This is a genomic window from Stenotrophomonas sp. 2619, from assembly GCF_040548725.1.
Taxonomy (GTDB): Bacteria; Pseudomonadota; Gammaproteobacteria; order Xanthomonadales; family Xanthomonadaceae; genus Stenotrophomonas; species Stenotrophomonas maltophilia_AP.
In genome coordinates, this window is the sequence record NZ_JBEPSF010000002.1 from 281,612 (window position 1) to 308,562 (window position 26,951).

Sequence of the window (26,951 nt, forward strand, 5' to 3'; positions counted from 1 at the left end):
CCTGAGCCTTGGCGCTAACTGATGCTCTTCAAGAATGTCTCTATCGCCGGCCTGGCGCACATCGACGCGCCGCACACGCTGACGTCCAAGGAAATCAACGAACGTCTGCAGCCGACGCTGGATCGTCTGGGCATCCGTACCGACGTGCTCGGCGACATCGCCGGCATCCATGCCCGTCGCCTGTGGGACGCGGACATGCTCGCCTCCGACGCGGCCACCCTGGCGGCCCGCAAGGCGCTGGAAGACGCCGGCATCGGCGCCGACAAGATCGGCCTGCTGGTCAACACCTCGGTCAGCCGCGACTACCTGGAGCCGTCCACGGCCAGCATCGTCTCGGGCAACCTGGGCGTGGGCGACGAATGCATGACCTTCGACGTCGCCAATGCCTGCCTGGCCTTCATCAACGGCATGGATATCGCCGCGCGGATGCTGGAGCGTGGCGAGATCGACTACGCCCTGATCGTCGATGGCGAAACCGCCAACCTGGTCTACGAGAAGACCCTCGAGCGCATGGCCCTGCCGGGCGTGACCGCCGACGACTTCCGCAACGAGATGGCCGCCCTGACCCTGGGCTGCGGTGCCGCGGCCATGGTGATGGCGCGTACCGAACTGGTGCCCGACGCGCCGCGTTACCGCGGTGGCGTGACCCGCTCGGCCACCGAGTGGAACCAGCTGTGCCGCGGCAACCTGGACCGCATGGTCACCGACACCCGCATGCTGCTGATCGAAGGCATCAAGCTGGCGCAGAAGACCTTCGTGGCCGCGCGCGAAGCGCTGGGCTGGGCGGTGGACGAACTGGACCAGTTCGTCATCCACCAGGTCAGCCAGCCGCACACCGCCGCGTTCATCAAGAACTTCGGCATCGACCCGAAGAAGGTCATGACCATCTTCGGCGAGCACGGCAACATCGGTCCGGCTTCGGTGCCGATCGTGCTGAGCAAGCTCAAGGAGCTGGGCCGCCTGAAGAAGGGCGACCGCATCGCGCTGCTGGGCATCGGTTCGGGCCTGAACTGCTCGATGGCCGAAGTGGTCTGGTAAGCAGACCGCTGCGTTGATTTCCAAGGGCCGGTACTACCGGCCCTTTTTACAGGTGCGATTGCATGCCCCAGCTTCCCGGTTACCCCGCCCACCCGCAGCGTTTCGAGGTCCGCCCTGGCCTGTCGATGAACTACCTCGACGAAGGCCCGCGCGATGGCGAGGTGGTGGTGATGGTCCATGGCAACCCGTCGTGGAGCTATTACTGGCGCACGCTGGTGGCCGGGCTCTCGGATAAATACCGCTGCATCGTGCCCGACCACATCGGCATGGGGCTGTCGGACAAGCCCGATGACGCGCACTACGACTACACGCTGCAGTCGCGCGTGGACGACCTGGACGCGCTGCTGCGGCACCTGGGCATCACCGGCCCGGTCACCCTGGCCGTGCACGACTGGGGCGGCATGATCGGCTTCGGCTGGGCGCTGTCGCACCATGCGCAGGTGAAGCGGCTGGTGGTGCTCAACACCGCCGCGTTCCCGATGCCGGCGGCCAAGAAGATGCCCTGGCAGATCGCGCTGGGCCGGCACTGGACGGTGGGCGAGTGGATCATCCGCACGTTCAACGCGTTCTCCTCCGGCGCCTCCTGGCTGGGCGTGGAGCGCAAGATGCCAGCCGACGTGCGCCGTGCCTACGTTTCGCCGTACAACAGCTACGCCAACCGCATCAGCACCATCCGCTTCATGCAGGACATCCCGCTGTCGCCGGCCGACAAGGCCTGGTCGCTGCTGGAGCGTGCCGGTCAGGCGCTGCCGTCGTTCGCCGACCGCCCGGCCTTCATCGGCTGGGGCCTGCGCGACTTCGTGTTCGACCACCACTTCCTGGCCGGTTTCCAGGCCGCGCTGCCGCAGGCCCAGGTGCATGCCTTCGAGGATGCCGGGCACTACGTGCTGGAAGACAAGCACGAGGTGCTGGTGCCGAAGATCCGGGCGTTCCTGGACGCCAACCCGATCTGACCGATGGTGTGACGACCCACGGTCGTCACCTGCCGATCAACGCGCGGTCGGATCGGCACCCCACCTCATGCCGCGATCGGGGCCTGCGGGGCCGGCGAACTGCCGTTGTCGTCGGGATGGTCATCGTCGTTGTCCGCCGCGTCCCGCCAGCGCCAATCGGCCAGGGTCAGGGCCGGCATGCCGTGCGCCACCCGCGCCTTGTCGCACTGCGGGCTGGCCTTGCCGTACTCCCACGAGGCGTCCACCTCGCGGCACACGCTGGGCCGGTTGGGGTGGATGGTGCAGCGGGAATACACCCCGATCTCCGCATCCAGCGCCACGCAGTACACCGGCTTGGACAGGGTGCCGCGCATGCACAGCCGGTGCGGGTCCAGCACCTGGGTCAGTTCATGCGGCACACCACCGGGGGTGACCTCGTCCGATTCCATCCAGTGGAACGCCACACGGTACTGGGTGCAGCAGGCGCCGCAGGTGAGGCAGGGATGGGACATGGGGTACCGGCCTTGGGCGGCAATCGAGCAGGAGGGAAGGGCGCGAATTTTCCACGCCGCTGGCCGTCGCGCAAGATTTTTCTGCAGCGGCGACAATGAACGGATGAACAGCCCCGTCAACATTGCCGCCCGCCTGCCCGAGCTGGCCCGTGAGCGCCCCGACCAGATTGCCATCCGCTGCCCGGGAACGCCCGGCCCCGGCGGCATGGCGGCCTATGACGTCACCCTGGATTACCGCACCCTCAACGCGCGCAGCGACGCCCTGGCCGCCGGCCTGGCCGCCCATGGCATCGGCCGTGGCGTGCGCGCGGTGGTGATGGTGCGGCCCTCCCCGGAATTCTTCCTGCTGATGTTCGCGCTGTTCAAGAACGGCGCGGTGCCGGTGCTGGTCGACCCCGGCATCGACAAGCGCGCGCTCAAGCAGTGCCTGGAAGAGGCCCAGCCGCAGGCCTTCATCGGCATCGGCCTGGCCCACGTGGCGCGGCTGGTGCTGCGCTGGTGCCCGGGGGTGAAGACGCTGGTGACCGTGGGCCGGCGCTGGGGCTGGGGCGGCACCACGCTGGCCCGCATCGAGGCCGGTGGCGCGCGTGCACCGCAGCCGATGGCCGCCACCGACGGCGAGGATGTCGCCGCGATCCTGTTCACCAGCGGCTCCACCGGGGTGCCCAAGGGCGTGGTCTACCGCCACCGCCACTTCGTGGGCCAGGTCGAGCTGCTGCGCGCCGCCTTCGGCATGGAGGCCGGCGGCGTCGACCTGCCGACCTTCCCGCCGTTTGCCCTGTTCGACCCGGCGCTGGGCCTGACCTCGGTGATCCCGGACATGGACCCCACCCGCCCGGCCAAGGCCGACCCGCGCAAGCTGCACGACGCCATCGCCCGCTTCGGCATCACCCAGCTGTTCGGTTCGCCGGCGCTGATGCGCGTGCTGGCCGACCATGGCCAGCCGCTGCACGGCGTGCGCCGGGTTACCTCGGCCGGTGCCCCGGTGCCGCCGGACGTGGTGGCGCGGATCCGCCGGCTGCTGCCCGACGATGCCCAGTTCTGGACCCCGTACGGCGCCACCGAGTGCCTGCCGGTGGCGGTCATCGAAGGCCGCGAGCTGGACAGCACGCGCCAGGCCACCGAGGCCGGTGCCGGCACCTGCGTGGGCCGCGTGGTGGCACCCAACCAGGTGCGCATCATCGCCATCGACGACGCGCCGCTGCCGCAGTGGTCGCAGGTGCGCGAACTGGCGGTGGGCGAGGTGGGCGAGATCACGGTGGCCGGCCCGACCGCCACCGACAGCTACTTCAACCGCCCGCAGGCCACCGCCGCGGCCAAGATCAGCGAAACGCTGGCCGATGGCCGCACCCAGGTGGTGCACCGCATGGGCGATGTGGGCTACTTCGACGCGCAGGGCCGCTTGTGGTTCTGCGGGCGCAAGACCCAGCGGCTGGAAACCGCGCACGGCCCGCTGTACACCGAACAGGTGGAGCCGGTGTTCAATGCACTGGACGGCATCGCCCGCACCGCGCTGGTCGGCGTTGGCGCGGCTGGCCGGCAACGGCCGGTGCTGTGCGTGGAGCTGCAGCCCGGCGCGGCCGATACCCCCGCGCTGCGCGAGCGCCTGCGCCACGAGGCCGACGCGCATGCGCACACCACCGGCATCGAACAGTTCCTGATGCACCCGGGCTTCCCGGTGGACATCCGCCACAACGCCAAGATCGGCCGCGAGAAGCTGGCCCTCTGGGCCGCAACCCAAGTGGAAACGCACGCATGAAAATCCTGGTGACCGGTGGTGGTGGCTTCCTCGGGCAGGCGCTGTGCCGCGGGCTGGTGCAGCGTGGCCACCAGGTGCTCAGCTTCAACCGGGGCGATTACCCGCCGCTGGCCGCGTTGGGCGTGGGCCAGATCCGCGGCGACCTGGCCGATGCCGATGCCGTGCGGCACGCGGTGGCCGGGGTCGATGCGGTGTTCCACAACGGGGCCAAGGCCGGCGCATGGGGCAGCTATGACAGCTACTTCCAGGCCAACGTGGTGGGCACCGACAACGTGATTGCCGCCTGCCGCGAACACGGCGTGGGCAAACTGGTCTACACCTCCACGCCCAGCGTGACCCACCGCGCCACCCATCCGGTGGAAGGGCTGGGGGCCGACGAGGTGCCTTACGGCGAAGACTTCCAGGCGCCCTATGCGGCCACCAAGACCCTCGCCGAACAGCGCGTGCTGGCCGCCAACGATGCCACCCTGGCCACCGTGGCGCTGCGCCCGCGGCTGATCTGGGGCCCGGGTGACCAGCAGCTGGTGCCGCGCCTTGCCGAACGCGCGCGCGCGGGCCGGCTGCGCTTCGTCGGCGACGGCACCAACCTGGTCGATACGACCTACATCGACAATGCCGCGCTGGCCCATTTCCTGGCCTTCGAACACCTCGCCCCGGGTGCGGCGTGCGCGGGCAAGGCGTACTTCATCTCCAACGGCGAACCGTTGCCGATGCGCGAGCTGCTCAACAAGCTGATGGCGGCCGTGGGCGCCCCGGCGGTGGAGAAGTCGATCAGTTTCAAGACCGCCTACCGCATCGGCGCGGTGGCCGAGCGCCTGTGGCCGCTGCTGCGCCTGCGCGGCGAACCGCCGATGACCCGCTTCCTCGCCGAGCAGCTGTGCACGCCGCACTGGTACAGCATGGAACCGGCGCGCCGCGACTTCGGCTACGTGCCACAGGTGAGCATTGACGAAGGCCTCACGAGGCTGAAGTCTTCATCGCGCGCAGAGGGCGCCATCACTTCCTGAACACCGCGGTTTGGTGAAGATTGCAGCACGCCAATCCGGCACGCATTACGCGAGGATCGACATGCTGCATTACGCCGTAATCTTTTTCGTCATCGCCATCATCGCGGCGGTGCTCGGCTTCTCCGGCATCGCCGGCGCTGCCAGTAACATCGCCTGGATCCTGTTCGTCGTGTTCCTGATCCTGGCGGTGGTGTCGATGTTCCGCAAGCGAGGGTAGTTCGCCGGGCAGCCCGCGCTACCTCTCTCCAGCGCGGGGTGCCCAGCGGCGCCTGACGACGGCCTGATCCTCGAAAGGGGGTCAGGCCGTCGTCGTAATGGAGCTCTGCAGCGCACGCTCGCCGGCATGCCGCTCCAGCGCCAGTTCCAGCAGGCGGGTGATCAAGGCGGTGTAGCCCAGCCCGCTGGCCGCCCACAGCTTGGGGTACATGCTGATCCGGGTGAAGCCGGGCAGGGTGTTGATCTCGTTGATCACCACCTGGCCATCGCGGCCCAGGAACACGTCCACCCGCGCCAGCCCGGCGCAGTCCAGGGCCTGGTAGGCACGCACGGCGATGGCGCGGATGCGCTGCTGGTCGGCGTCGCTGATTGCCGCCGGCACCACCACGTCGGCCCCGTGCTCGCGGATGTACTTGGTGTCATACGAATAGAATTCGTCGTGCACCACCACCTCGCCGCAGACGCTGGCCTCGGGCGTTTCATTGCCCAGCACCGCGCACTCGATCTCGCGGCCGTCGATGGCCGTTTCCACCAGCGCCTTGTGGTCGTAGGACAGCGCCAGCGCCAGGGCCTCATGGAACTGCTGCGCGTTGTGCACCTTGCTCACGCCCACCGACGAGCCCTGGTTGGCCGGTTTGACGAACAGCGGCGCACCCAGCTGCGCCACCAGCGCGGGGTAATCGGCGGTGGCCGCGCTGGCGCGGTTGAAGCAGGCAAACGGGGCCACGGCCAGGCCGGCATCGCGCAGCAGGCGCTTGGCCACGTCCTTGTCCATCGCCACCGCCGATCCCAGCACGCCGGCGCCCACGAAGGGCAGGTTGGCCATGCGCAGCAGGCCCTGCAGCGAGCCGTCCTCACCCAGCGTGCCGTGCACGATCGGGAAGACCACGTCGATCTGTTCCAGCGCGGTGGCCGGGTCGGTGGGCACCAGCTGCTGGCGCGCCACGCCCGGATGCACGGCCACCGCATTGCCTGAGGGGTTCAGCGCGATCCGCGCCGGGTCCTCGGCATTGAGCAGGAACGCCTGCGGGTCGCTCACATGCCACTGGCCCTGCTTGTCGATGCCGATCAGGGTGACGTCGAACCGATCCTTGTCCAGCGCATCGACGATGTTCTTCGCCGACTGCAACGACACTTCATGCTCGGCCGAACGGCCACCGAAAATGATGCCTACCCGCGTCTTGCCCATGCCTGCTGCTGCTCCTTGGTGTGTATGTGGGCTCGTAGCATGAACCGGTCCGCGCGCCATGGCGCACACGGCCTTCATCCACGCGTCAGGCTGGGCACCGTGGCGACGGTCCCGGCCTGCCACGGGCCGGTTAGAATGCACCGATGGCCCGTTCCCTCCTCAGTTCCCTCAAGCCGCTGGCCGGCAATGCGCTGCAGCTGGCGCTCAACCGCGCGCTGGCGCTGGACCCGGACACCCGGGGCGCACTGGCCGCGCTGGATGGCCGCCACATCGCCCTCACCCTGGAATCGCCCGCGCTGGCGATGCGCATCGGGGTGGACGGGGAGCGGCTGACGGTGGGCCCGGTGGACCCGCAGCAGGAACCGGACCTGGCGGTGCGCAGCACGCTGGGTGGGGTGTTGGCGCAACTGCCGTTCCTGGCCCATGCACGCCGTGGCGGCAGCGCCCCAGCCGGGCGGGTCAAGGTCTCCGGCGATGCCGAGCTGGCGCGCCGGCTGCAGCAGCTGGCGAGCCGTTTCGATCCGGACTGGCAGCAGCCGTTCGTGCGTGTGTTCGGCGAGGTGCTGGGGGTGCAGGTGGCCAACAGCCTGCGTTCGGCCCTGCAGCATGCGCGCCGCGGCGCGTCCGACCTGGCGCACAGCGCCGCTGAATTTGTCACCGAGGAGTCCCGCGACGTGGTACCGCGAGCAGAACTGGAAGCCTTCCACGACGACGTGGATGTGATGCGTGACGATGTGGAACGCATTGCCGTGCGCGTGCAGCGCCTGCGCCAGGTGCGCGCATGAAGGCGATGTTCCGTGCCACCCGCATTGGCCGCGTGATCCTGCGTTACCGCCTGGACGACCTGCTGGAAGGCACCGTGGCCGAGCGTTGGCTGCGCCTGGCCAAGCCGTTCGTGCCGCGCGCGTCGGCCGACATCGCGGTCCAGTCGCGCGGCGCGCGCCTGCGCCTGGCGCTGCAGGACCTCGGCCCGATCTTCGTCAAGTTCGGGCAGATCCTGTCCACCCGCCGCGACCTGATCCCGGCCGACATCGCCAACGAACTCACCCTGCTGCAGGACCGGGTGAAGCCGTTTGACGGTGCCACCGCGCAGCGCATCGTCGAGCAGGCGCTGGGCCGCCCGGTCAGTGAAGCGTTCGCCAGCTTCGACCTGCAGCCACTGGCTTCGGCCTCGATCGCGCAGGTGCATGCGGCCACCCTGGCCGATGGCCGCCAGGTGGTGGTCAAGGTGCTGCGCCCGGACATCGAAAAGCAGATCGGCGCCGATATCGCGCTGCTCAACTCGGCGGCCGCGCTGGTCGAGCGCACCCACCCGCGCGCGGACAAGATCCGCCCACGCGAAGTGGTGGCCGAAGTGGAGAACACCCTGGCCGCCGAACTGGACCTGCAGCGCGAAGGCGCCAATGCCAGCGTGCTGCGCCGCAACTGGGTCGACTCGGACGACCTGTACGTACCAGAAGTGATCTGGAGCCACACCGCCGAGCGCGCGCTCACCCTGGAACGGGTGTGGGGAATTCCGTCGGACGACATCGCCGCGCTGGACAAGGCCGGCATCGACCGCAAGGCACTGGCCGCCAAGGGCGTGCGGGTGTTTTACACCCAGGTGTTCCGCGACAACTTCTTCCACGCCGATGCGCACGCCGGCAACATCTGGGTCGACATCGACCCGGCACGGCGTGACAACCCGCGCTTCATCGCGCTGGATTTCGGCATCATGGGCCAGCTGTCCGAGCAGGACCAGTACTACCTCGCCGAAAACTTCATGGCCATCTTCAACAAGGACTACCGGCGCATGGCCGAGCTCCACGTTGAAGCGGGCTGGATGCCCAACAACGTGCGCATCGACGAGCTGGAAGCGGCGGCGCGGTCGGTCTGCGAACCGTACTTCACCCGCCCGCTGTCGCAGATCTCGCTGGCCGAAGTGCTGATCAAGCTGTTCCGCGTGGCCCAGCGCTACGAACTGACCCTGCAGCCGCAGCTGATCCTGCTGCAGAAGACCCTGCTCAACATCGAAGGCGTGGGCCGCCAGCTCGACCCGGAGCTGGACATCTGGGCGGTGGCGCGGCCGGTGCTGGAACGCATCCTGCGCGAACGCTACAGCCCGCGCCGGGTGCTGAAGGAGCTGCGCAAGCGGCTGCCGGAAATCATGACCCACACCCCGGACATGCCGCGCCTGGTGCACGCCTGGTTGAAGCAGCAGGTGGAAGGCGGGCACGAGCTGTCGATGCGCTCGCAGGACCTGGTGGCGCTCAACACGAACCTGCAGAAGCTGCAGAAGCGTGCGGTGGCGGCGATCGCCGGCGTTGGCCTGCTGATCGTGGCGGCGGTGCTGTACGGCATGCAGCCGGGCGGCTGGTACTTCGGCGATGCGCCGGTGTGGAGCTGGGTGAGCGGCGCGGCCGGCCTGTTCTCGCTGGCCAGCGCGTGGTGGCGGCGCTGACATGACGCTGCAGGCGCTCAAGGAGGAGCTGGCCCGCTTCGGCGCCGAGAACGACGCCACCCACACCGCGCGTGCCCAGCGCATGCTCAACATCACCCCCGACACCGGTGCGTTGCTGGGGGTCCTGGTGCGTGCCACCGTCGCACGCCGGGTACTGGAAATCGGCACCTCCAACGGCTATTCCACGCTGTGGCTGGCCGAAGCCGCCGCCGCGGTGGGTGGCCATGTCACCACGCTGGAATACGCCGCCGACAAGGTCGCGCTGGCGCGCCGCACCTTCGAGCGCAGCGGGCTGGGCGCGCGTATCGCGCTGGTCCACGCCGAGGCCGGCGCATGGTTGCATGCAGCGGCCGACGACAGCATCGACCTGCTGTTTCTGGACTCCGAACGCAGCCAGTACCTGGACTGGTGGCCGCAGCTGCGCCGCGTGCTGCGGCCCGGTGGCCTGCTGGTGGTCGACAACGCGGTGTCGCACGCCGAACAGATGGCGGCGTTCGATGCCTGCGTGCGCGCCGATCCGCAGTTCGAGTGCGTGCTGGTGCCGATCGGCAACGGCGAACTGATCGCGGTACGCAGCGCCGCCTGAATCATCGCCGATGGCGCTGCCCGCGCGCGGCGGGGATAATCGGTCGGTGAACGACACCGACACCGCATTCCCCGCCACCGCCGACGCGGCCCCGCTGCAGCTGCTGCACGTGGACGACCGCCTGGCCGTGGTCAACAAGCCCGCCGGGCTGATGGTCCACGACAGCAAACTGGCCCGTGGCGAAGACGACTTCCTCGCCGACCGCCTGCGCGAGCAGCTCGGCAAGCCGATCTTCCTGGTACACCGCCTGGACCGCGCCACCAGTGGCTGCCTGCTGCTGGCCTTCGACCGCGAAAGCGCCAGCGTGCTGGGCAAGGCGTTGATGGGCGGCGACGTCACCAAGGACTATCTGGCCATCTGCCGTGGCTGGCCGGCCGAGGAGGCCTTTACCGTCGACCACGACCTCGACGGTGGTCCTGGCAAGCCGGTCAAGAAGCAGGCCATTACCCATTTCCAGCGCGTGGCCGTGGGCGAGATCGCCGTGCCCGTCGGCGAGTTCGAAACCTCGCGCTATGCGTTGCTGCGTTGCCAGCCGCAGACCGGCCGCTTCCGCCAGATCCGCCGCCACCTCAAGCACCTCTCCCATCACCTGATCGGCGACACCAGCCACGGCGATGGCCGGCACAACCGCAGTTTCCGCATGCAGGGCATCCACCGCATGCTGCTGCACGCCGAACGCCTGCGCTTCCCGCACCCCGATGGCTCAGCGATGGATGTCAGCGCCCCGGTGGACGGGGAGTTCCGCAAGGCGATGGATGTGTTGGGGTGGAACGGAATTTGAGGGGATGATCGGGATCTGCGGCGATCCGACCGGACCTGCCCCGGATCCAACCGTACGTACCCCGGCCCCAACCGGGTAGAGCCGACCGTTGGTCGGCTGTTCCACGCGCGGCGCCGGGGTCATGCACGCAGCCGACCAACGGTCGGCTCTACGCCGGGGGCCGGTTACTTCTTTGCCGGGGCCGGGGCCGGGGCCGGGGCTTCGTTCATGATCGCCTCCAGGTCCTTCTGCAGGTCCACGAACAGCGGCTGCATCTTTTCCTGGATGGCCACCATCACGTTCTGCATCAGCGCCGGGGTCTTGTCGAGCAGGCTCTGGCCGGCCGAGCTCTCGTAGAATTCGGCCATCGCCAGCACGTCTTCCTTGCTGAAGCTCTTCTTGTACAGGTCCACGTACATGGGACGCAGCTGCTGCCAGGACAGCGCCTGGCGGATGGTCTGGCTGGTGCGGGCCTCCATCCGCTTCATCTGTTCCTGCTGCTGCGCATCCAGCTGGCGCTGCTGGGCCACCTGCTGGAACTGCTGGCGCTGCATCGCCTCGATCTGCGGCAGCATGCTGTCCAGCATGGTCTGCGCACGCGAGGCGGCCAGCAGCCGGTTGATGTCGGCATCGGACGGCGGGGCGGCCAGCGCCGGCGCGATCGAGGCCAGGCCAAGCGCCAGTACAAGGCCGACACGGGTCAGTGCACGGCGGGGAGTGGCGGCAAGGGCCAGGGAGCGGATCAAAAGCATGTGCGGGGCATCCTGCGTGGCATGGAACCCCGAGGATACCTGCGAAGGCGTCAGCAGACCGTAGTTTGCGGACGTTATCGGCGTCATCGGGGATGTTTGCCCCACCCCTGGACACGGTCCTGCCCTTACAATGCCGCCCATGGCTTCCGGACCCGTCACCATCAGCGCGCACCTGTCGATTCCCGATGCGGAACTCGTCGAACGTTTCGTGCGCGCCAGCGGCGCCGGCGGCCAGAACGTCAACAAGGTCTCCACTGCCGTGGAACTGCGCTTCGACGTGGCCGGCTCGCCGTCGCTGCCCGAAGCGCTGCGCTCGCGCCTGCTGGCCCGGCGCGACCGGCGCATGACCGGCGAGGGCGTGCTGGTCATCGACGCCCAGCGCTTCCGCACCCAGGACCGCAACCGCGACGACGCCCGCGAGCGCCTGGCCGCCTTCATCCAGGAAAGCCTCAGCGTGCCCAAGCCGCGCGTGGCCACCAAGCCCTCGTATGGCGCCAAGCTGCGCCGCCTGGACGAGAAAAAAGGCCGCGCGCAGATCAAGCGCGGACGCACCACACGCAATTGGGAGTGATTGCTTGAACAACCGAAGTCCGCTGTTGCCGGCCGTTCCGCCCAACATGCCGCAGGTCAAACCAAACCGCTTCCTTCGCTGGCTGGCCCGCTGCACGCTGCGCCTGGGCGGCTGGAAAGTGGTGGGCACCTTCCCCGACGTGCCCAAGCTGGTCTTCATCATTGCCCCGCACTCGTCCAACTGGGACGGGTTCTGGGGCATGGCCGCCAAGATCGCGCTGGGCATGCAGGTCAAGGTGCTGGGCAAGGCCTCGCTGTTCTGGTGGCCGCTGTCGCCGCTGCTGCGCGCGCTGGGCGTGATTCCGCTGGACCGCAGCTCGCCGCAGGGCACCGTCGAGCAGGCGGTCAGCCTGATCCGGGGCTCCGAACGCATGTGGTACGCGCTCACCCCCGAAGGCACCCGCAAGGCGGTGACCCACTGGAAGGCCGGGTTCCTGAAGATCGCGCGGATGGCCGACGTGCCGGTGCTGGCGGCCTACTTCCACTACCCCGAGAAGACCATCGGGATCGGCCCGCTGTTCTACTCCACGGGCGACGATGCCGCCGACATGGCTGCCATCCGCGACTACTACCGGCCCTGGCAGGGCAAGAACCGCGGCACCGTCTGAGCGACGCCAGGCCCCGTCGCCACTGGCGCCGGGGCCTGCACAACCATACGCCACGTCCGGCACATGCCGGTCCCGGGCAATCGGAGTAGGGTGATCGGCTGCGGTTTTTCCGCAGCCGCATCCCATTCCAAGGAGCCCGTTTCATGTCGCGTACCGTAGTTTTGGCCGCTGCCATCAGCCTGGCGCTGGCGGCCTGTTCCGGCAAGGAGTCCACCCCCGTGTCCGATACCCAGACCCCCGCCGCGCAGCAGCCGGCCGATGCCTCCACCAACCCCCTGTTGAGCGCCAGCACGCTGCCGTTCCAGGCGCCGCCGTTCGACAAGATCAAGGACAGTGACTACCTGCCGGCCTTCAACGAAGGCATGAAGCAGCACCTGGCCGAAATCCGCAAGATCGCCGACAACCCCGAGCCGGCCACCTTCGACAACACCATCGAAGCGCTGGAGCGCAGCGGCGAGACCCTGACCCGCGTGTCGCGCATCTTCTTCGGCCTGGTCCAGGCCGATACCAACGACGCGCGCCAGAAGATCCAGGAAGAAGTGGCGCCGAAGCTGGCCGACCACCAGGACGAGATCAACCTCGACCCGAAGCTGTTCGCCCGCATCAAGAGCATCTACGACCAGCGCCAGTCGCTGGGCCTGGACCCGGTGCAGCTGCGCCTGGTCGAGCGTGACTACCAGGAGTTCGTGCGCGCCGGCGCGCAGCTCAACGATGCCGACAAGGCCTCGCTGCGCAAGCTCAACGTGGAAGAAACCACGCTGGCCACCCAGTTCCACACCCGCCTGGTGGCCGCCACCGCCGCTGGCGCCGTGGTGGTGGACGACAAGGCCAAGCTGGCCGGCCTGGACGAGGACGCGATCAACACCGCCGCGGCCGATGCCAAGGACCGCAAGCTGGACGGCAAGTACCTGCTGCCGCTGCAGAACACCACCCAGCAGCCGGTGCTCGGTTCGCTGAGCGACCGTGAGCAGCGCGCCGCCGTGCTCAAGGCGTCGGAAACGCGCGCCGAAAAGGGCGATGCCAACGACACCCGCCAGACCGTACAGCGCCTGGCCCAGCTGCGTGCGCAGAAGGCCAAGCTGCTGGGCTTTGAGAACTACGCCGCCTACAGCCTGGCCGACCAGATGGCCAAGACTCCGGCAGCCGCGCTGAAGCTGCTCACCGACACCGTGCCGGCGGCCACCGCCAAGGCGCGCGGCGAGATCGGCGAGATGCAGAAGGTGATCGACGCCCAGAAGGGCGGTTTCAAGCTGGCCGCGTCCGACTGGGACTTCTACGCCGAACAGGTGCGCAAGGCGCAGTACGACCTGGACGAGTCGCAGATCAAGCCGTACTTCGAGATGGACAACGTGCTGCAGAACGGCGTCTTCTACGCCGCCACCCAGCTGTACGGCATCACCTTCAAGCCGCGCACCGACATCCCGACCTACCACGCGGACATGAAGGTCTACGAAGTGTTCGACAAGGACGGCACCTCGCTGGCCCTGTTCTACACCGACTACTTCAAGCGTGACAGCAAGTCCGGTGGCGCCTGGATGGACGTGTTCGTCGAGCAGGACGGCCTGACCGGTGCCAAGCCGGTGGTCTACAACGTGTGCAACTTCACCAAGCCCGCCGCCGGCCAGCCCGCGCTGCTCAGCTTCGATGACGTGACCACGATGTTCCATGAATTCGGCCACGCGCTGCATGGCATGTTCTCGAAGGTGAAGTACCCGTCCATCGCCGGTACCAGCACCTCGCGCGATTTCGTCGAGTTCCCCTCGCAGTTCAACGAACACTGGGCGCTGGACCCGAAGGTGTTCGCCAACTACGCCAAGAACTACAAGACCGGCGAGCCGATGCCGCAGGCACTGGTCGACAAGATCCTCAAGGCGCGCACCTTCAACCAGGGCTATGCGACCACCGAGTACCTGTCGGCCGCGTTGCTTGACCTGGCCTGGCACACCCAGCCGGCCGACGCGCCGCTGCAGGACGTGGCCAGCTTCGAAGCGGGCGCACTGAAGAAGTTCAAGGTCGACCTGCCGCAGGTGCCGCCGCGTTACCGCACCACCTACTTCGACCACATCTGGGGCGGCGGCTATTCGGCCGGCTACTACGCCTACTTCTGGGCCGAAGTGCTCGACCATGACGCCTTCGAGTGGTTCAAGGAAAACGGTGGCCTGACCGCGCAGAACGGCCAGGTGTTCCGCGACAAGATCCTCTCGCGCGGCAACAGCGTGGAGCTGTCGGACCTGTACCGCGATTTCCGCGGCAAGGACCCGTCGGTGGAACCGCTGCTGGTCAACCGCGGCCTGAAGTAACCGCGGCCCGGTACAACAACGGCAGGGGAAACCCTGCCGTTTTTTTTTGCTTGTCGCACGCGTGAGGGCCCCGTAGCGACCGGTAGGCCCCTGGCGCAAATGTCCCCCGGCCGCGTGGCGGCCTCCTCCTTTACTTTGCCCAGGAGCCTACCGCCCGCTACGGGGCTCGGCGTGCGGCAAGCAGGTAGAAGCCAGGCCTGTTTGGCGCTGGTCGGTGGGTCGGGTGCTGCGGTCCCCTACCCTTGGAGGCGAAGTAAAGGGGGAGGGGGCGGCCGCAGGCCGACGCCGGAGGACATTCGCCGGAAAGGGTATGGGACCGCAGCGCCCGACCCACCGACCGAGCGCCCACGGGCAGCAGTGTCCCTCACGTCCCCACATGCACCCCGTCCACGATCTCGCTGCACCCCAGGTGGTCCAGTGCGATCTCCAGCGCATGCATGTAGCTCTGCGCGCAGTACCCGTGTGCCACGCCGATGCGCTGGCCGATGTCCGGCGGCAGGCACGCTTCGGGGCTGCGGGTGTCATCGTCATGCACTTCCACGTAGGCATTGCGCAGGTACGGCAGCAGCTGCTGCAGGCGCAGGCTGCCCACACACGCACCCGGGTCCAGCAAGGTCACCTCGCCCCGGCTGTGGTCGGCCACGCGCAGCGCATCCAGCAGTTCCTGTTCGGACCCACACGCGCGGATCGCCACCGTGGTGCCCGCGTCGATCGCACGGTGCACCAGCGACTTCAACACCGGCGCCGGCAACGGCTGTGCAGTGCGGATCAGCTGGCCGGCCGCCTCCGGGCCACGAATGATGAAAATCGACATGGCTCAGGCCTCCGCCGCCAGGCGACGCGCCGCAATCGCCAGCGACAGCCGGCACGCATCGGCGCGGCCGCTGCTGCACACCACCCGCGCGGTCGGCGCGTGCTGCGGATGCAGGTGCTCGTCCAGCGCGTCGTCGTCGTTGCTGGCCATCTCGATGTAGGGCGCCGGCAGCGCCTCCAGCGCCGTGCGCAGCGCCTGCCCATAGCGCGCCCATTGCGGCGCATCGACCGCCGTGGTGGCAATCAGCACCAGCGCCGGGCGGCTGCGTTGTGCCCGCTGCAGGCAGCGCACCAGCGCCGGCAGGGAATCGCAGTCGCGGCAGGCCACGCGGTGCCCGGCGACCTGGGCAGGCAGCGGCAGGGTGTCCGGTGCCGCGCCAGGCGGCGAGTGCCGGATCATCAGGATGGTCATGCAACACCTCGTTCAAGCGCCTTGCGGCGCGGTGGTGCCACGATGCGACCGGACCGCGTAAAACCACCATGCCCCCGGTGCCTGCGCCGCATAAATTCCGCGTAGCTTCTGGGCGCGCGGCCGGGGAACTTGGCAGGCACCGCCACGGTCATAGCCCCACACCCCGAGAGAGCCTGGCCATGGATATGCCCGCTACCGAACCCGCGTCCGCCCCCTCCAACCGCATCGTGCACTGGCTGAAGAAGGAAGCACTGCCACTGGCGGTGATGCTCGGCCTGCTCTTGGCCGCCCGCGACTCGCTGGCCAACCACTACCAGGTGCCCAGCGGCTCGATGCAGCACACCCTGATGCCGGGCGACCGGGTGGTGGTGGACATGCGGGCCTATGGCCTGCGTCTGCCCTTCACCTCGGTGGAACTGCTGCCTACCGGCCAGCCGCAGCGCGGCGACGTGGCGGTGTTCGACTCGCCGGTGGACGGCATCCGCCTGATCAAGCGGATTGCCGCGGTGGGCGGCGACCGGGTCGAGCTGCATGACGGCCACCTCAGCATCAATGGCCAGCCGCTGGCCGACGCCAGCCAGGGCGAGGTCGAAGACTTCGGACAGCATGTGGCCCAGCTCGATCTTGGCCAGGGCGGCGGGCCGGACATCACCGGCCTGACCGTCCCGGACGGCAAGGTGCTGATGCTCGGCGACCATCGCGGCAACAGCGCCGACGGCCGCTTCTTCGGGCTCGTCCAGGCCAGCGCGTTGTACGGCAAGGCCTCGCACGTCTACTACCGGCGTGGGGACGGCCTGACCTGGCAGCCGCTGTAACCACGGTCGCGATCTGCATCGATACGTAGAACGTCTCGATGCAGACATTCCAGGTTATGGATCGACCTGCCGGCGCTGCCTATCCTGAGCGCTGACTTCCCGTCCGGGCCCGCGCAGGCGGGCTCCATCCCCATGAATGGCGACACCGCCGCGGTTCCCGACCGCAGCCCCCCAGCTCCCGCCCCGGCGGCGGCAGACCAGATCCAGCAGGGCACGCCCGCGTTCCGGCGCACGGCGGCCGCGCTGTTCCTGGCCGGGTTCTCCACCTTCGGCCTGCTCTACACGGTGCAGCCGCTGCTGCCCGAGTTCAGCCGGCACTTCGGCGTGTCGGCGGCCAACAGCGCGCTGACCCTGTCGCTGAGCACCGGCCTGCTGGCGGTCTCGATGCTGATCGCCGGGCTGATCTCCGACCGCATCGGCCGCCGCAGCGTGATGGTGGCCGCGTTGCTGGCCTCCAGCGTGTTGTCCGTGGCCACCGCGATGGTCGACGACTGGTCCACGCTGCTGGTGCTGCGCACGCTGTTGGGTATCGCGCTGAGCGGCGTGCCGGCGGTGGGCATGACCTACCTGGCCGAAGAAATGGACAGCCGCGCGCTGGGTCTGGCGATGGGGCTGTACATCGGCGGCAACGCCATCGGCGGCATGAGCGGCCGGCTCATCGCCGGCATCGTGGCCGACCACTGGGGCTGGCGCTGGGGCATCGGCGTGGTCTCGTTGATCGCGCTGCTCAGCACCGTGCTGCTGTGGATCCAGCTGCCCCCGTCGCGCCACTTCCAGCAGCGCCGCAGCGGCCTGCGCGAACTGCCGGCGCGCTGGGGCCGCCTGTTCGCCGACCCCGGCCTGCCCTGGCTGTTCGCCACCGCCTTCGTGCTGATGGGCGTGTTCGTCACCCTCTACAACTACCTCGGCTACCACCTGCTCGCCCCGCCATACCGGCTGAGCCAGACCGTAGTCGGCCTCATCTTCAGCGTGTACCTGGTTGGCACCTTCAGCTCGGCGTGGATGGGGCAGCAGGCCACCCGGCATGGGCGCAGCCGCGTGCTGGCCATCTGCTACGGGCTGATCGCGCTGGGCATCGTGCTGCTGGCGCTGCCGTGGCTGGGCTGCATGGCGGCCGGCATCGCGCTGGTCACCTTCGGCTTCTTCGGCGGGCACTCGGTGGCCAGCAGCTGGGTTGGCAGCCGGGCCGGCACGCTGCGCGCCGAAGCGTCGGCGCTGTACCTGTTCGCCTACTACCTGGGCTCCAGCGTGGCCGGCGTCATCGGCGGCGTGTTCTACACCCACTGGGACTGGCTGGGCGTGTGCGGTTTCGTCGGTGTGCTGACCGTGGCCGGCGGCGTGATCGCCTGGCGGCTGGGGCGGCGCGTACAACCGGCGGGCGCCGCGCTTGCGCTCGGCCGCTGACGGCAGCGTCCTTCCGCTGCTGGCCCCGCCCGTGCTCAGCCGTTGGCCTGGCCCTGCAGCAACTGGGTGAAATGGGCGATCAGCGGCGAGGCGGTGCCGCGCCGGCAGGCCACGTGCACTTCCGAACTGGCGGCGCGGTCGCTGAGTGCCACGAAGCGCGCGCCGTCCACCTGGATATGGCTGCACGAGGCGGGCAGCACCGTTACCCCGAGCCCCGAGGCCGCCAGGCTGATCAGCGTCGAGGCCTCGCCAGCCTCCTGGATGATGCGCGGGGTGAAGCCCGCGCTGCGGCACAATGCGATGAAGTGATCGTGGATACCGGCACCGACCTCGCGCAGGAAGCCCACGAACGGTTCGTGCGCGAACAGCCGCAGCGCCACCGACGCGTCAGCCGGTAGCGCCCGCACCAGCGGATGCTGGTCGTGCACTACCAGGGCCAGCGGATCGCTGAACAATTTGCGCGACATCAATGGCGCGGGCAGGGCGCGCTTGCGGATCAGCCCGACGTCGAGCTCGCCGGCCATCAACGCATCGATCTGCTGCAGGGTGTTCATCTCGCGCAGCTTCAACTGCACCTGCGGAAACTGCTGGCGGTAGGCGAAGATCGCGCGCGGAATCTGCGTGGACAGCGGCGTGGCGCGGGTCAGCCCGATGCGCAGCTCGCCGGTTTCGCCGCGCTGCGCGCGCTGGGTGAGGTCCACCGCCTTGTCCATGCGTTCGAGCACCGCCGTGGCCTGTTCCTGCAGCACCCGCCCGGCTTCGGTCAGCTCCACGCGGCGGTTGGCGCGCAGGAACAAGCGGGCGCCCAGCAGCGTTTCCAGCTGACGGATCTGCTGGCTGAGCGGCGGCTGCGACATCCCCAGGCGTTCGGCCGCGCGGCCGAAATGCAGGGTATCGGCGACGGCCAGGAAGTAACGCAGGTGGCGCAGTTCGATCGACATGGCAGGCAGGCGTCAGCGCTCGGAATGACCGCTTTCATCATAGCTGCGCGGACTGAACAGGTCCGGCTGGATCAGCTCGATGAAGGCGCGCGCCTGCGGCGACAGGAAGCGCCCGCGGCGCACGATCACCCCGTAGCTGCGCTCGGGGAACCAGGCACTCATCGAGCGCGTCACCAGCCGGTCGCGGTCGGCGTCGTTGAGGCACAGCGCAGGCACGATCGAGATGCCCATGCCCATCGCTACGTATTGCTTGATCACTTCCCAGCCGCCCACTTCCAGCGCCACGGTGTACGGCAGGCGGTGGCGCTGGAACACCTGGTCGACCAGCCGGTAGGTGATCTGGCGCTTCGGCGGCAGCACCAGCGGATGCTGCGAGATCGCCTCCAGGCTGAGCTCGCCGCGCGCCAGCGCGTGCCCGGGCGGGGCGATCAACACCTGCTCGAAGCGGTAGGCCGGGGCGTAGCTGAGGTCGGCCGGCACGTCGGTCATCGAACCCACCGCCAGGTCGGCCGCGTCGCTGCGCAGCAGGTCGGTGCCGTCGGCGCTGATCGCGTTGTGCAGGGTCAGGCGCACGTCCGGGTGGCGCTGGCGGAAGCGCTCCACGATGCGCGGCAGCAGGTACAGGATGGTCGAGCTGTTGGCGGCGATGTTGAGCTCGCCGGCATCCAGCCCCTTCACCTTGTCGCGGAAGCTGGCCTCCAGCCCATCGAGGTTTTCCACCAGCGGCAAGGCCATCTCGAACAGCAGCTGGCCCTCGCGGCTCGGCACCAGGCGGCGCCCGCTGCGCTCGAACAGGTCCACCCCCAGCTCGCGCTCCAGCGCCTGCAGCTGCTGGCTGATGGCCGGCTGGCTCACAAAAAGTGCCTCAGCCGCCCGTGAGACCGACCCCAGACGCACTGTCTGGCAGAACGCCCGCAGCGGCTTGAGCCGGTCAGACTTGTAGGAAAAACGGGGACTTGGCGCGGGCGGTGTGGGCATGGCGTCACGAGTATAAGCACAACTTATGTAAAGCATTGCTATAACTGTTTTGTCATATACGGTACGGCGGCGCACGGTGGGGCCTACCGCAATGCAGGAGCCCGCCATGTCCGCCGTCGCCGCTTACGCCACTGCCCAGCCCACCCCTGCCGATGCCCCGGCCACGCCCGGGATCGCGCTGACCACCCAGCTCGCCGGCCAGTCCGCGCTGCTGCCGGCGGGGGTACTGGCCTTGCTGGTGTCGCTGCACCGCGCCGTGGAGCCCGAGCGCCAGCGCCGGCTGCAGGCCCGGGTGGCCCGCCAGGCCTTCTTCGATGGCGGCGGGGTGCCGGACTTCCGCGCCGACACCGCGCACATCCGCAGCGAAGACTGGCGCGTGGCGCCGCTGCCCGACGCGCTGCTGGACCGCCGCGTGGAGATCACCGGGCCGACCGACCCGAAGATGGTCATCAACGCACTGAACTCCGGCGCCAAGGTCTTCATGGCCGACTTCGAGGATTCCACCGCCCCGGCCTGGGCCAACCTGCTGGCCGGCCAGCAGGCGCTGATCGGCGCGGTGCGCGGCGACCTCACCCATACCGGCCCGTCGGTGGAGGGCAAGCCGGGCAAGCAGTACACGCTGCGCCCGTTCAACGAACAGGCGGTGCTGATCGTGCGGCCGCGTGGCTGGCACCTGGACGAAAAGCACGTGCGCATCGACGGCCAGGCCATCGCCGGCGGGCTGTTCGACGCGGCCGTGTTCGCCTTCCACAACGCCCGCACACTGATGTGCAAGCAGCGCGGCCCGTACTTCTACCTGCCCAAGCTGCAGTCGATGGAGGAAGCGGCACTCTGGGAAACCGCGCTGTCGCACATCGAAGGCATGCTCGGCCTGCCGCATGGCCAGATCAAGGTCACCGTGCTGATCGAGACGCTGCCGGCCGCATTCGAAATGGATGAAATCCTGCACGCATTGCGCGACCGCATCGTCGGCCTCAACTGCGGCCGCTGGGACTACATCTTTTCCTACATCAAGACCTTCCGCCGGCACGCCGACAAAGTGCTGCCCGAGCGCGGCCAGGTGACCATGACCCAGCCGTTCCTGAAGGCCTATTCGGAACTGCTGATCCGCACCTGCCACCGCCGTGGCGCGCACGCCATGGGCGGCATGGCGGCGCAGATCCCGATCAACCACGATGCCGCCGCCAACGAACAGGCGATGGCGCGGGTGCGTGCCGACAAGCTGCGCGAAGTGACCGCCGGGCATGACGGCACCTGGGTGGCGCACCCGGCGCTGATTCCGATTGCCCAGGCGATCTTCGACGCGCACATGCCCACGCCGAACCAGCACCACGTGCTGCGCAATGACGTGCAGGTGGACCGCGACGCGCTGATCGCCGCGCCCACCGGCACCATCACCCGCGCCGGCTTCGAGGGCAACGTCGAGGTCTGCGTGCGCTACCTGGCCGCCTGGCTGGACGGCAACGGCTGCGTGCCCATCCACCACCTGATGGAAGACGCCGCCACCGCCGAGATCAGCCGCAGCCAGCTGTGGCAGTGGCTGCATACCCCCGGCCAGCACCTGGACGACGGCACCGCCATCGACCTGGCGCTGCTCGACGCCACCCTGGCGCAGCTGCCCACCCGGCTCGGCGACACCCGCGCGCTGCCCGGCAGCGCCCGCCTGCCCGAGTCCATCGCGCTGCTGGCCGAGCTCAGCCGCCGCGACACCCTGACCGACTTCCTGACCCTGCCGGCCTACGACCGCCTGGCCTGATTCCGCCCCATCCACCTGCTGTTACCGCATCCGTTCCTTTTGGAGATTCGACATGAGCACCCTGCAGACCGCCGAACAGATCCAGCACGCTTGGAACACCGACCCGCGCTGGGCCGGGATCACCCGTAACTACACCGCCGCCGACGTGGTGCGCCTGCGCGGTACCGTGCACGTGGAGCACTCGCTGGCGCGGCTGGGTGCCGAGAAGCTGTGGACCTACCTGCAGGAAAAGGACTTCGTCAACGCACTCGGCGCGCTGACCGGCAACCAGGCCATGCAGCAGGTAAAGGCCGGTTTGAATGCCATCTACCTGTCCGGCTGGCAGGTCGCCGCCGACGCCAACCTGGCCGGCCAGATGTACCCGGACCAGTCGCTGTACCCGGCCGACTCGGTGCCGGCGGTGGTCAAGCGCATCAACAACACGCTGCTGCGTGCCGATCAGCTGCACCATGCCGAAGGCAAGGACGACATCGACTTCCTGCAGCCGATCGTGGCCGATGCCGAAGCCGGCTTCGGCGGCGTGCTCAACGCCTTCGAGCTGATGAAGGCGATGATCGAAGCCGGCGCGGCCGGCGTGCACTTCGAGGACCAGCTGGCCTCGGTGAAGAAGTGCGGCCACATGGGCGGCAAGGTGCTGGTGCCCACCCGCGAGGCCATCGAGAAGCTCAACGCCGCGCGCCTGGCCGCCGACGTGATGGGCGTGCCCACCCTGCTGGTGGCGCGTACCGATGCCGAAGCCGCCGACCTGCTGACCAGCGACGTGGATGCCAACGACCAGCCGTTCACCACCGGCGAGCGGACCGTGGAAGGCTTCTACAAGACCCGCAACGGCCTGGACCAGGCGATCAGCCGCGGCCTGGCCTACGCCCCCTACGCCGACCTGATCTGGTGTGAAACCGGCAAGCCGGACCTGGAGTTCGCCCGCCAGTTCGCCGAGGCCATCCATGCCAAATTCCCGGGCAAGCTGCTGGCCTACAACTGCTCGCCCAGCTTCAACTGGAAGAAGAACCTCGACGACGCGACCATCGCGACCTTCCAGAAGGAAATTGCCAAGTACGGCTACAAGTTCCAGTTCATCACCCTGGCCGGTTTCCACGCCCTGAACTACTCCATGTTCAACCTGGCCCACGGCTACGCCCGCCGCCAGATGAGCGCCTTCGTGGAGCTGCAGGAGGCCGAATTCGCCGCCGCCGACCGCGGCTTCACGGCGGTCAAGCACCAGCGCGAAGTGGGCACCGGCTACTTCGACGCGGTCACCCAGGCCATCCAGCAGGGCCAGTCCTCGACCACCGCCCTGAGCGGGTCCACCGAGGAAGAGCAGTTCAACGCCGAACGGGCGGCCTGACGATTACCAAGGGCGGCCAGGGAAGGCCGGGGCGACGGGCGGTCGGGGGACCGCCCGTCGTCTTGTGTGCGCTGCGCGGCAGCACGCGGATGTGGGCCGGGCTGGCCGTTGACAGGCCCGGATCGCGTGATGAAGGGGGATGTGCCGGGCCGGCCGGGAAATTTCGGCGCCCAGGCGCGGAAATGGGATGAGGCGCACACTTTTTAGGGGTGCTATTCTCCTCGGCTCACCGGGGGAACGCTGGGAAGCGGGTGCACGGGATGACCGGCAAGGTTGCGGCGATTGTGTGCGAACAGGAACCAGGCATCGCCGAGACTGCGATGGCTGAGATTGTGCACGCCATCCTGAGCAACGCCGAGTTCGCGCTGTTCGCCGAATTCGGCAGGCAGCAGCACTTGGCCAAGGGTGACCTGCTGTTCCAGCGCGGGCATGCTGGCGACACCATGTATGTGGTCGTGAGCGGCGGCATCGAGCTGGATTTCGGCGACGACCTGGTGGTGAAGTCGCTCGGTCCCAACGAATTCTTCGGCGAACTGGGCCTGTTGATCGGCGACCATCCGCGCAGCGCAGATGCACGCGCGATCACCGACAGCGTGGTGCTGGAACTGGGCAATGCCGATTTCCAGCGCCTGGTCGACCGTGACCCGGGCCTGGTGGCCTATTTCCTGCGCCGTACCATCATGCGCGTGGTCAGCAACGAACAGGTCCTGATCCGCCAGCTGCGGCGGCGCAACCACGACCTGGAAACAGCGCTGGACAACCTGTACGTCACCACCCACCAGCTCACCCATACCCGCGAACTGGTGCGCACCGACGAGCTCACCGGCCTGCACAACCGGCGCGGCCTTGCGCTGTACCTGCAGGAGTGCCGCAGCCATGCTGAGGGCGCGCCGCAGGGCCTGTTGCTGATCGACTGCGACCACTTCAAGCAGGTCAACGACGAGCACGGGCACCAGGCCGGCGACCGGGTCCTGCAGAGCGTGGCCAACATCCTGCGCTCGGTGGCCACCGAAGCCGACCTGGCCTGCCGGCTGGGGGGCGACGAGTTCTGCCTGCTGCTGCGCACGGCCAACGCCGACAGCCTGCAGCACGCGGCCGAATTCATCCTCAGCGCGGTGCACGGTTTGATGGACCGCGCCCACGGCGTGCCGCACGTCTGCCCGGTCAGCATCGGGGTGCGCCTGCTGGAGTCCCATACCGACTGGAGCGAGTGGTACGCTCGCGCCGACAACGCGCTGTACCAGGCCAAACGCCTGGGCGGCAACCGGCTGCACTGGTCGCGTGCCGCGACCGCCTCACCCTGATCGGGGGAAGATCGGCATGAACGGCGACATCGGAACGTCGACCCAGGCACCGCAGTTGCGGGCATTGTTGTTCACCGACCTGTGCGATTCGTTGATCCTGGTGGAGCGCATCGGCGACGCTGCGGCTGCCGAACTGTTCCAGCACCACGACCGCCTGGTGCTGGTCTTGCAGCAACGCTGGAAGGGGCAGCTGATCGACCGTTCCGACGGATTGTTCCTGCTGTTCGAGCGCGCCATCGATGCACTGGGGTTCGCCCTGGATTACCAGCGCGGCCTGCAGGAACTGGGCAGGCAGCGCGACATCACGTTGCGCGCCCGCGCCGGCCTGCACGTGGGTGAAGTGCTGACTTGGGAGAACAGTGCCGAGGCGGTGAAGGTGGGGGCGAAGTCGGTCGAGGTGGAAGGCCTGGCCAAGCCGATGGCTGCCCGCCTGATGACGCTGGCACGGCCGGGCCAGATCCTGCTGTCGGCCGTGGCCGAGTCGTTGACCCACCGGGCCACCTCCGAACTTGGCGAGCGGGGCGCGCAACTGCTGTGGAAATCGCATGGGCGCTGGCGCTTCAAGGGCGTACCGACCAGCCAGGAAGTGCACGAAGTGGGCGAGATCGGCTTTGCGCCGTTGCGCATGCCGCGCGGCAGTGCCAAGGCACGTCGCGACGTTCCCCTGTGGCGGCAGCCGATCGCGCTCACTGCCGAGGTGCTGCTGGTGGTGGCCGTGAGCGTGGGCGTTTGGGCCTTCCTGCGGCCGACCCCGGCCATCGCGTTCGGCGAGCGCGATTGGATCGTGCTCGCCGACATGCGCAACCTGACCGGCAACGCGTTGCTGGACGACAGCATGGAGCAGGCGTTCCGGATCAGCCTGGAGCAGTCGCGGTACGTCAATGTACTCAGTGATCTGAAGGTCAGCGACACGCTGCAGCGCATGAAGCGGCCGGAAGAAAGCCGCATCGACCGTGCCACCGCCATCGAGGTAGCCGTGCGTGACGGCGCGCGCGCAGTGGTACTTCCCTCGGTGATGGAAGTGCACGGCAAGCTGCGCGTGGCCGTGGAAGTCGTGGACCCGGCCAGTGGCAATACGGTGTACTCCGAATATGCCGACGGGCGTGGCTTGGACTCGGTGCTGGCATCCACCGACCAGGTGGTGGCACAGCTGCGCACGCGGCTGGGCGAAGCGCTTCAGGACGTCAGCCGCAATTCGTCGCCGCTGCCGCAGGTAGCCACGGCCAACATGGACGCGCTGCATGCCTATGCCAATGGCGAAACCGCCTATGGCCGTGCCCGCTACAACGACGCCATGGGCTACTTTCAGCAGGCCAGCCGCTTTGATCCGGACTTCGCGTTTGCCTACATCGGCCAGCTGCGGGTGTTCTTCACCCGGGGCGACCTGGACCGGGCGCGTGCCATGCTGGCTCGGGCGTCCAAGCTGAAATCACGCATGGCAGCGCGCGATGCGCTGTACCTGGATGCCTGGGATGCCGAGCTCAACGGTGCCGGGCTGGAGGCGGCTGCCCAGAAGTGGAAGCTTCTGGGCGATCTCTATCCGGATTACCACGGCGCGCACGCCAACTACGCGGCGGCCTTGTTTACCCTGGGCGACTACGCCGGGGCCGAGCGCGCGGCTACCAAGGCGGCGGTATCGCAGAACCCGCTGCAGATGCTTGCGATCCAGCACGTGGCCCGCGCCCAGCTGGCGCAGAACCACATGCCGCAGGCCATTGAAACGTTCCGCCGCGCCGGTGAGATAGGCCACTGGAAGGGCAACCGCCAGATGGCCGCCGCGCTGGCGGCGACCGGCGATGCCAAGGGCGCGCAGGCGATGCTGGACGTGCTGCCGCGCAACCAGGCCGCCATGTGGCTTGAGCGGACCGCATTGCGGGTGGACCAGGGCGACCTGCCCGGTGCCCTGCTCGCCAACGACGAGGCCCTGCGGATATGTGGCGACAGCCCCATGGTGTGCAGCATCTTCCAGGCGCAGCGGGTGACGGTGGCGGCCTTGTCGGCACGTGGAATGCCCAACGGCGACTACAACAAAGCCATCGGCAGCACCCTGGCGACGATTGCCAGGCAAGGTGCCGAGGATCGCGGCGAGTGGCTGTTCCACGCCATGGCCATGGCTTACTCGGCCCAGCGCGCGAACGCGCAGGGCGTGGTCAAGCGCTGGCTGCCCGATCTGCAGCAGGCCGCTGCTGAAATCAACGACCCCCGGGCATCGCAGCTGCTGCAGATCATCCTCGCCGGCCAGGCGCGGATCGGCGGTGATCCGGACAAGGCCGTGGCGATGCTCGAAGGCCTCCTGGATGGCCACGAGTTGTTCCAGGTCCATGTCGCCCTGCGCGACAGCCTGGCCGCCGCCGGCAAGGGCGCCGATGCGCAGCGCCAGGTGCGCTGGCTGGCCGCGAACCGCGGCCTGGCCTACGCCGAGGCGGCCGGCAGTTACACCCTGCAGGCGATGAACGTGCACGACAGCCGCAATGCGCGGCTGGGATGTGCCGAGCGCCATTGCAACGGCTGATC

At 68.5% G+C, this 26,951-nt stretch carries 25 protein-coding genes; 18 read left to right on the forward strand and 7 right to left on the reverse strand.

Annotated elements, in window-relative coordinates; all coding sequences use genetic code 11:
• Positions 1 to 21: 21 nt before the first annotated feature.
• Positions 22 to 1,038 (forward strand): 3-oxoacyl-ACP synthase III, encoded by a 1,017-nt coding sequence (locus ABIA71_RS03895; protein ID WP_038691210.1) that lies wholly within the window; start codon positions 22 to 24, stop codon positions 1,036 to 1,038.
• A 62-nt stretch (positions 1,039 to 1,100) separates the two neighbouring features.
• On the forward strand, positions 1,101 to 1,991 hold the full coding sequence (locus ABIA71_RS03900) for an alpha/beta fold hydrolase (RefSeq protein WP_354283288.1): 891 nt from the start codon (positions 1,101 to 1,103) through the stop codon (positions 1,989 to 1,991).
• Positions 1,992 to 2,056: 65 nt separating this feature from the next.
• On the opposite strand, the gene ABIA71_RS03905 is transcribed toward ABIA71_RS03900, so the two are convergent.
• Positions 2,057 to 2,482 (reverse strand): YkgJ family cysteine cluster protein, encoded by a 426-nt coding sequence (locus ABIA71_RS03905; RefSeq protein ID WP_038691207.1) that lies wholly within the window; start codon positions 2,480 to 2,482, stop codon positions 2,057 to 2,059.
• A gap of 103 nt (positions 2,483 to 2,585) precedes the next feature.
• Here ABIA71_RS03905 and oleC point away from each other — a divergent pair, with 103 nt between their 5' ends.
• The 3 genes from oleC (at position 2,586) to ABIA71_RS03920 (ending at position 5,465) form a co-directional block, all read left to right on the forward strand.
• Positions 2,586 to 4,241, forward strand: a complete 1,656-nt coding sequence (gene oleC / locus ABIA71_RS03910) for an olefin beta-lactone synthetase (RefSeq protein ID WP_354283290.1) — start codon at positions 2,586 to 2,588, stop codon at positions 4,239 to 4,241.
• The gene (oleD, locus tag ABIA71_RS03915) at positions 4,238 to 5,248 is read left to right on the forward strand and encodes a 2-alkyl-3-oxoalkanoate reductase (RefSeq protein WP_354283292.1); all 1,011 of its coding nucleotides are present in this window, start codon (positions 4,238 to 4,240) and stop codon (positions 5,246 to 5,248) included. The genes oleC and oleD overlap by 4 nt, the downstream gene beginning before the upstream one ends.
• 61 nt (positions 5,249 to 5,309) lie before the next feature.
• Positions 5,310 to 5,465 carry a DUF1328 domain-containing protein gene (locus tag ABIA71_RS03920; protein ID WP_038691201.1) on the forward strand — a complete coding sequence of 52 codons (156 nt, stop codon included), beginning with the start codon at positions 5,310 to 5,312 and terminating at the stop codon, positions 5,463 to 5,465.
• An 81-nt stretch (positions 5,466 to 5,546) separates the two neighbouring features.
• On the opposite strand, the gene ddlA is transcribed toward ABIA71_RS03920, so the two are convergent.
• Positions 5,547 to 6,653: a D-alanine--D-alanine ligase gene (gene ddlA, locus ABIA71_RS03925; protein ID WP_354283294.1), complete on the reverse strand. Its 1,107-nt coding sequence runs from the start codon at positions 6,651 to 6,653 to the stop codon at positions 5,547 to 5,549.
• Positions 6,654 to 6,796: 143 nt separating this feature from the next.
• Here ddlA and ABIA71_RS03930 point away from each other — a divergent pair, with 143 nt between their 5' ends.
• Genes ABIA71_RS03930 through ABIA71_RS03945 form a run of 4 tightly spaced genes read left to right on the forward strand, consistent with a single transcriptional unit; the run spans position 6,797 to position 10,460 of the window.
• Entirely contained in the window at positions 6,797 to 7,438 is a 642-nt protein-coding gene (locus tag ABIA71_RS03930) for a ubiquinone biosynthesis accessory factor UbiJ (protein WP_128096984.1), read from the forward strand.
• Positions 7,435 to 9,093 (forward strand): ubiquinone biosynthesis regulatory protein kinase UbiB, encoded by a 1,659-nt coding sequence (ubiB, locus tag ABIA71_RS03935; RefSeq protein ID WP_128096985.1) that lies wholly within the window; start codon positions 7,435 to 7,437, stop codon positions 9,091 to 9,093. Before ABIA71_RS03930 ends, ubiB begins: the two co-directional genes overlap by 4 nt.
• Before the next feature lies 1 nt (position 9,094).
• On the forward strand, positions 9,095 to 9,679 hold the full coding sequence (locus ABIA71_RS03940) for an O-methyltransferase (RefSeq protein ID WP_354283297.1): 585 nt from the start codon (positions 9,095 to 9,097) through the stop codon (positions 9,677 to 9,679).
• A 46-nt stretch (positions 9,680 to 9,725) separates the two neighbouring features.
• Positions 9,726 to 10,460, forward strand: coding sequence for a pseudouridine synthase (locus tag ABIA71_RS03945; RefSeq protein ID WP_502960878.1), 735 nt, complete (start codon positions 9,726 to 9,728; stop codon positions 10,458 to 10,460).
• A 164-nt stretch (positions 10,461 to 10,624) separates the two neighbouring features.
• On the opposite strand, the gene ABIA71_RS03950 is transcribed toward ABIA71_RS03945, so the two are convergent.
• On the reverse strand, positions 10,625 to 11,191 hold the full coding sequence (locus tag ABIA71_RS03950) for a DUF2059 domain-containing protein (RefSeq protein WP_354283301.1): 567 nt from the start codon (positions 11,189 to 11,191) through the stop codon (positions 10,625 to 10,627).
• Between the two features lie 139 nt (positions 11,192 to 11,330).
• Here ABIA71_RS03950 and arfB point away from each other — a divergent pair, with 139 nt between their 5' ends.
• From arfB to dcp, 3 genes are all read left to right on the forward strand, one after another.
• A complete protein-coding gene (gene arfB / locus ABIA71_RS03955) occupies positions 11,331 to 11,762 on the forward strand; it encodes an alternative ribosome rescue aminoacyl-tRNA hydrolase ArfB (RefSeq protein WP_128095353.1) in 432 nt (143 codons plus the stop codon).
• Between the two features lie 46 nt (positions 11,763 to 11,808).
• Complete coding sequence (locus tag ABIA71_RS03960; protein ID WP_258223604.1) at positions 11,809 to 12,369, forward strand: lysophospholipid acyltransferase family protein; 561 nt, start codon at positions 11,809 to 11,811, stop codon at positions 12,367 to 12,369.
• A 143-nt stretch (positions 12,370 to 12,512) separates the two neighbouring features.
• A complete protein-coding gene (dcp, locus tag ABIA71_RS03965) occupies positions 12,513 to 14,669 on the forward strand; it encodes a peptidyl-dipeptidase Dcp (RefSeq protein WP_354283303.1) in 2,157 nt (718 codons plus the stop codon).
• A 364-nt stretch (positions 14,670 to 15,033) separates the two neighbouring features.
• Here dcp and ABIA71_RS03970 read toward each other — a convergent pair whose 3' ends face one another.
• Together ABIA71_RS03970 and ABIA71_RS03975 are read right to left on the reverse strand one after the other, a co-directional pair.
• On the reverse strand, positions 15,034 to 15,483 hold the full coding sequence (locus ABIA71_RS03970; RefSeq protein ID WP_128095356.1) for a 3-dehydroquinate dehydratase: 450 nt from the start codon (positions 15,481 to 15,483) through the stop codon (positions 15,034 to 15,036).
• A gap of 3 nt (positions 15,484 to 15,486) precedes the next feature.
• Positions 15,487 to 15,894, reverse strand: a complete 408-nt coding sequence (locus ABIA71_RS03975; RefSeq protein WP_354283305.1) for a hypothetical protein — start codon at positions 15,892 to 15,894, stop codon at positions 15,487 to 15,489.
• 179 nt (positions 15,895 to 16,073) lie between these two features.
• Between ABIA71_RS03975 and lepB the strand changes: the two genes are divergently transcribed.
• Together lepB and ABIA71_RS03985 are read left to right on the forward strand one after the other, a co-directional pair.
• Positions 16,074 to 16,709 (forward strand): signal peptidase I, encoded by a 636-nt coding sequence (gene lepB / locus ABIA71_RS03980; protein ID WP_354283307.1) that lies wholly within the window; start codon positions 16,074 to 16,076, stop codon positions 16,707 to 16,709.
• A 132-nt stretch (positions 16,710 to 16,841) separates the two neighbouring features.
• Entirely contained in the window at positions 16,842 to 18,113 is a 1,272-nt protein-coding gene (locus ABIA71_RS03985; protein WP_354283309.1) for an MFS transporter, read from the forward strand.
• Positions 18,114 to 18,148: 35 nt separating this feature from the next.
• On the opposite strand, the gene ABIA71_RS03990 is transcribed toward ABIA71_RS03985, so the two are convergent.
• Together ABIA71_RS03990 and ABIA71_RS03995 are read right to left on the reverse strand one after the other, a co-directional pair.
• The gene (locus ABIA71_RS03990; RefSeq protein WP_128095359.1) at positions 18,149 to 19,054 is read right to left on the reverse strand and encodes a LysR family transcriptional regulator; all 906 of its coding nucleotides are present in this window, start codon (positions 19,052 to 19,054) and stop codon (positions 18,149 to 18,151) included.
• 12 nt (positions 19,055 to 19,066) lie between these two features.
• Positions 19,067 to 20,032 carry a LysR family transcriptional regulator gene (locus ABIA71_RS03995; RefSeq protein WP_038691179.1) on the reverse strand — a complete coding sequence of 322 codons (966 nt, stop codon included), beginning with the start codon at positions 20,030 to 20,032 and terminating at the stop codon, positions 19,067 to 19,069.
• Between the two features lie 106 nt (positions 20,033 to 20,138).
• On the opposite strand from ABIA71_RS03995, the gene aceB reads away from it, so the two are divergent.
• From aceB to ABIA71_RS04015, 4 genes are all read left to right on the forward strand, one after another.
• Positions 20,139 to 21,788: a malate synthase A gene (gene aceB, locus ABIA71_RS04000; protein WP_354283311.1), complete on the forward strand. Its 1,650-nt coding sequence runs from the start codon at positions 20,139 to 20,141 to the stop codon at positions 21,786 to 21,788.
• Positions 21,789 to 21,840: 52 nt separating this feature from the next.
• The gene (gene aceA, locus ABIA71_RS04005; RefSeq protein ID WP_128095993.1) at positions 21,841 to 23,133 is read left to right on the forward strand and encodes an isocitrate lyase; all 1,293 of its coding nucleotides are present in this window, start codon (positions 21,841 to 21,843) and stop codon (positions 23,131 to 23,133) included.
• 260 nt (positions 23,134 to 23,393) lie between these two features.
• The gene (locus tag ABIA71_RS04010; RefSeq protein WP_354283313.1) at positions 23,394 to 24,437 is read left to right on the forward strand and encodes a GGDEF domain-containing protein; all 1,044 of its coding nucleotides are present in this window, start codon (positions 23,394 to 23,396) and stop codon (positions 24,435 to 24,437) included.
• 16 nt (positions 24,438 to 24,453) lie between these two features.
• Entirely contained in the window at positions 24,454 to 26,949 is a 2,496-nt protein-coding gene (locus ABIA71_RS04015; protein WP_354283315.1) for a putative peptide modification system cyclase, read from the forward strand.
• The last annotated feature ends 2 nt before the right edge of the window (positions 26,950 to 26,951 follow it).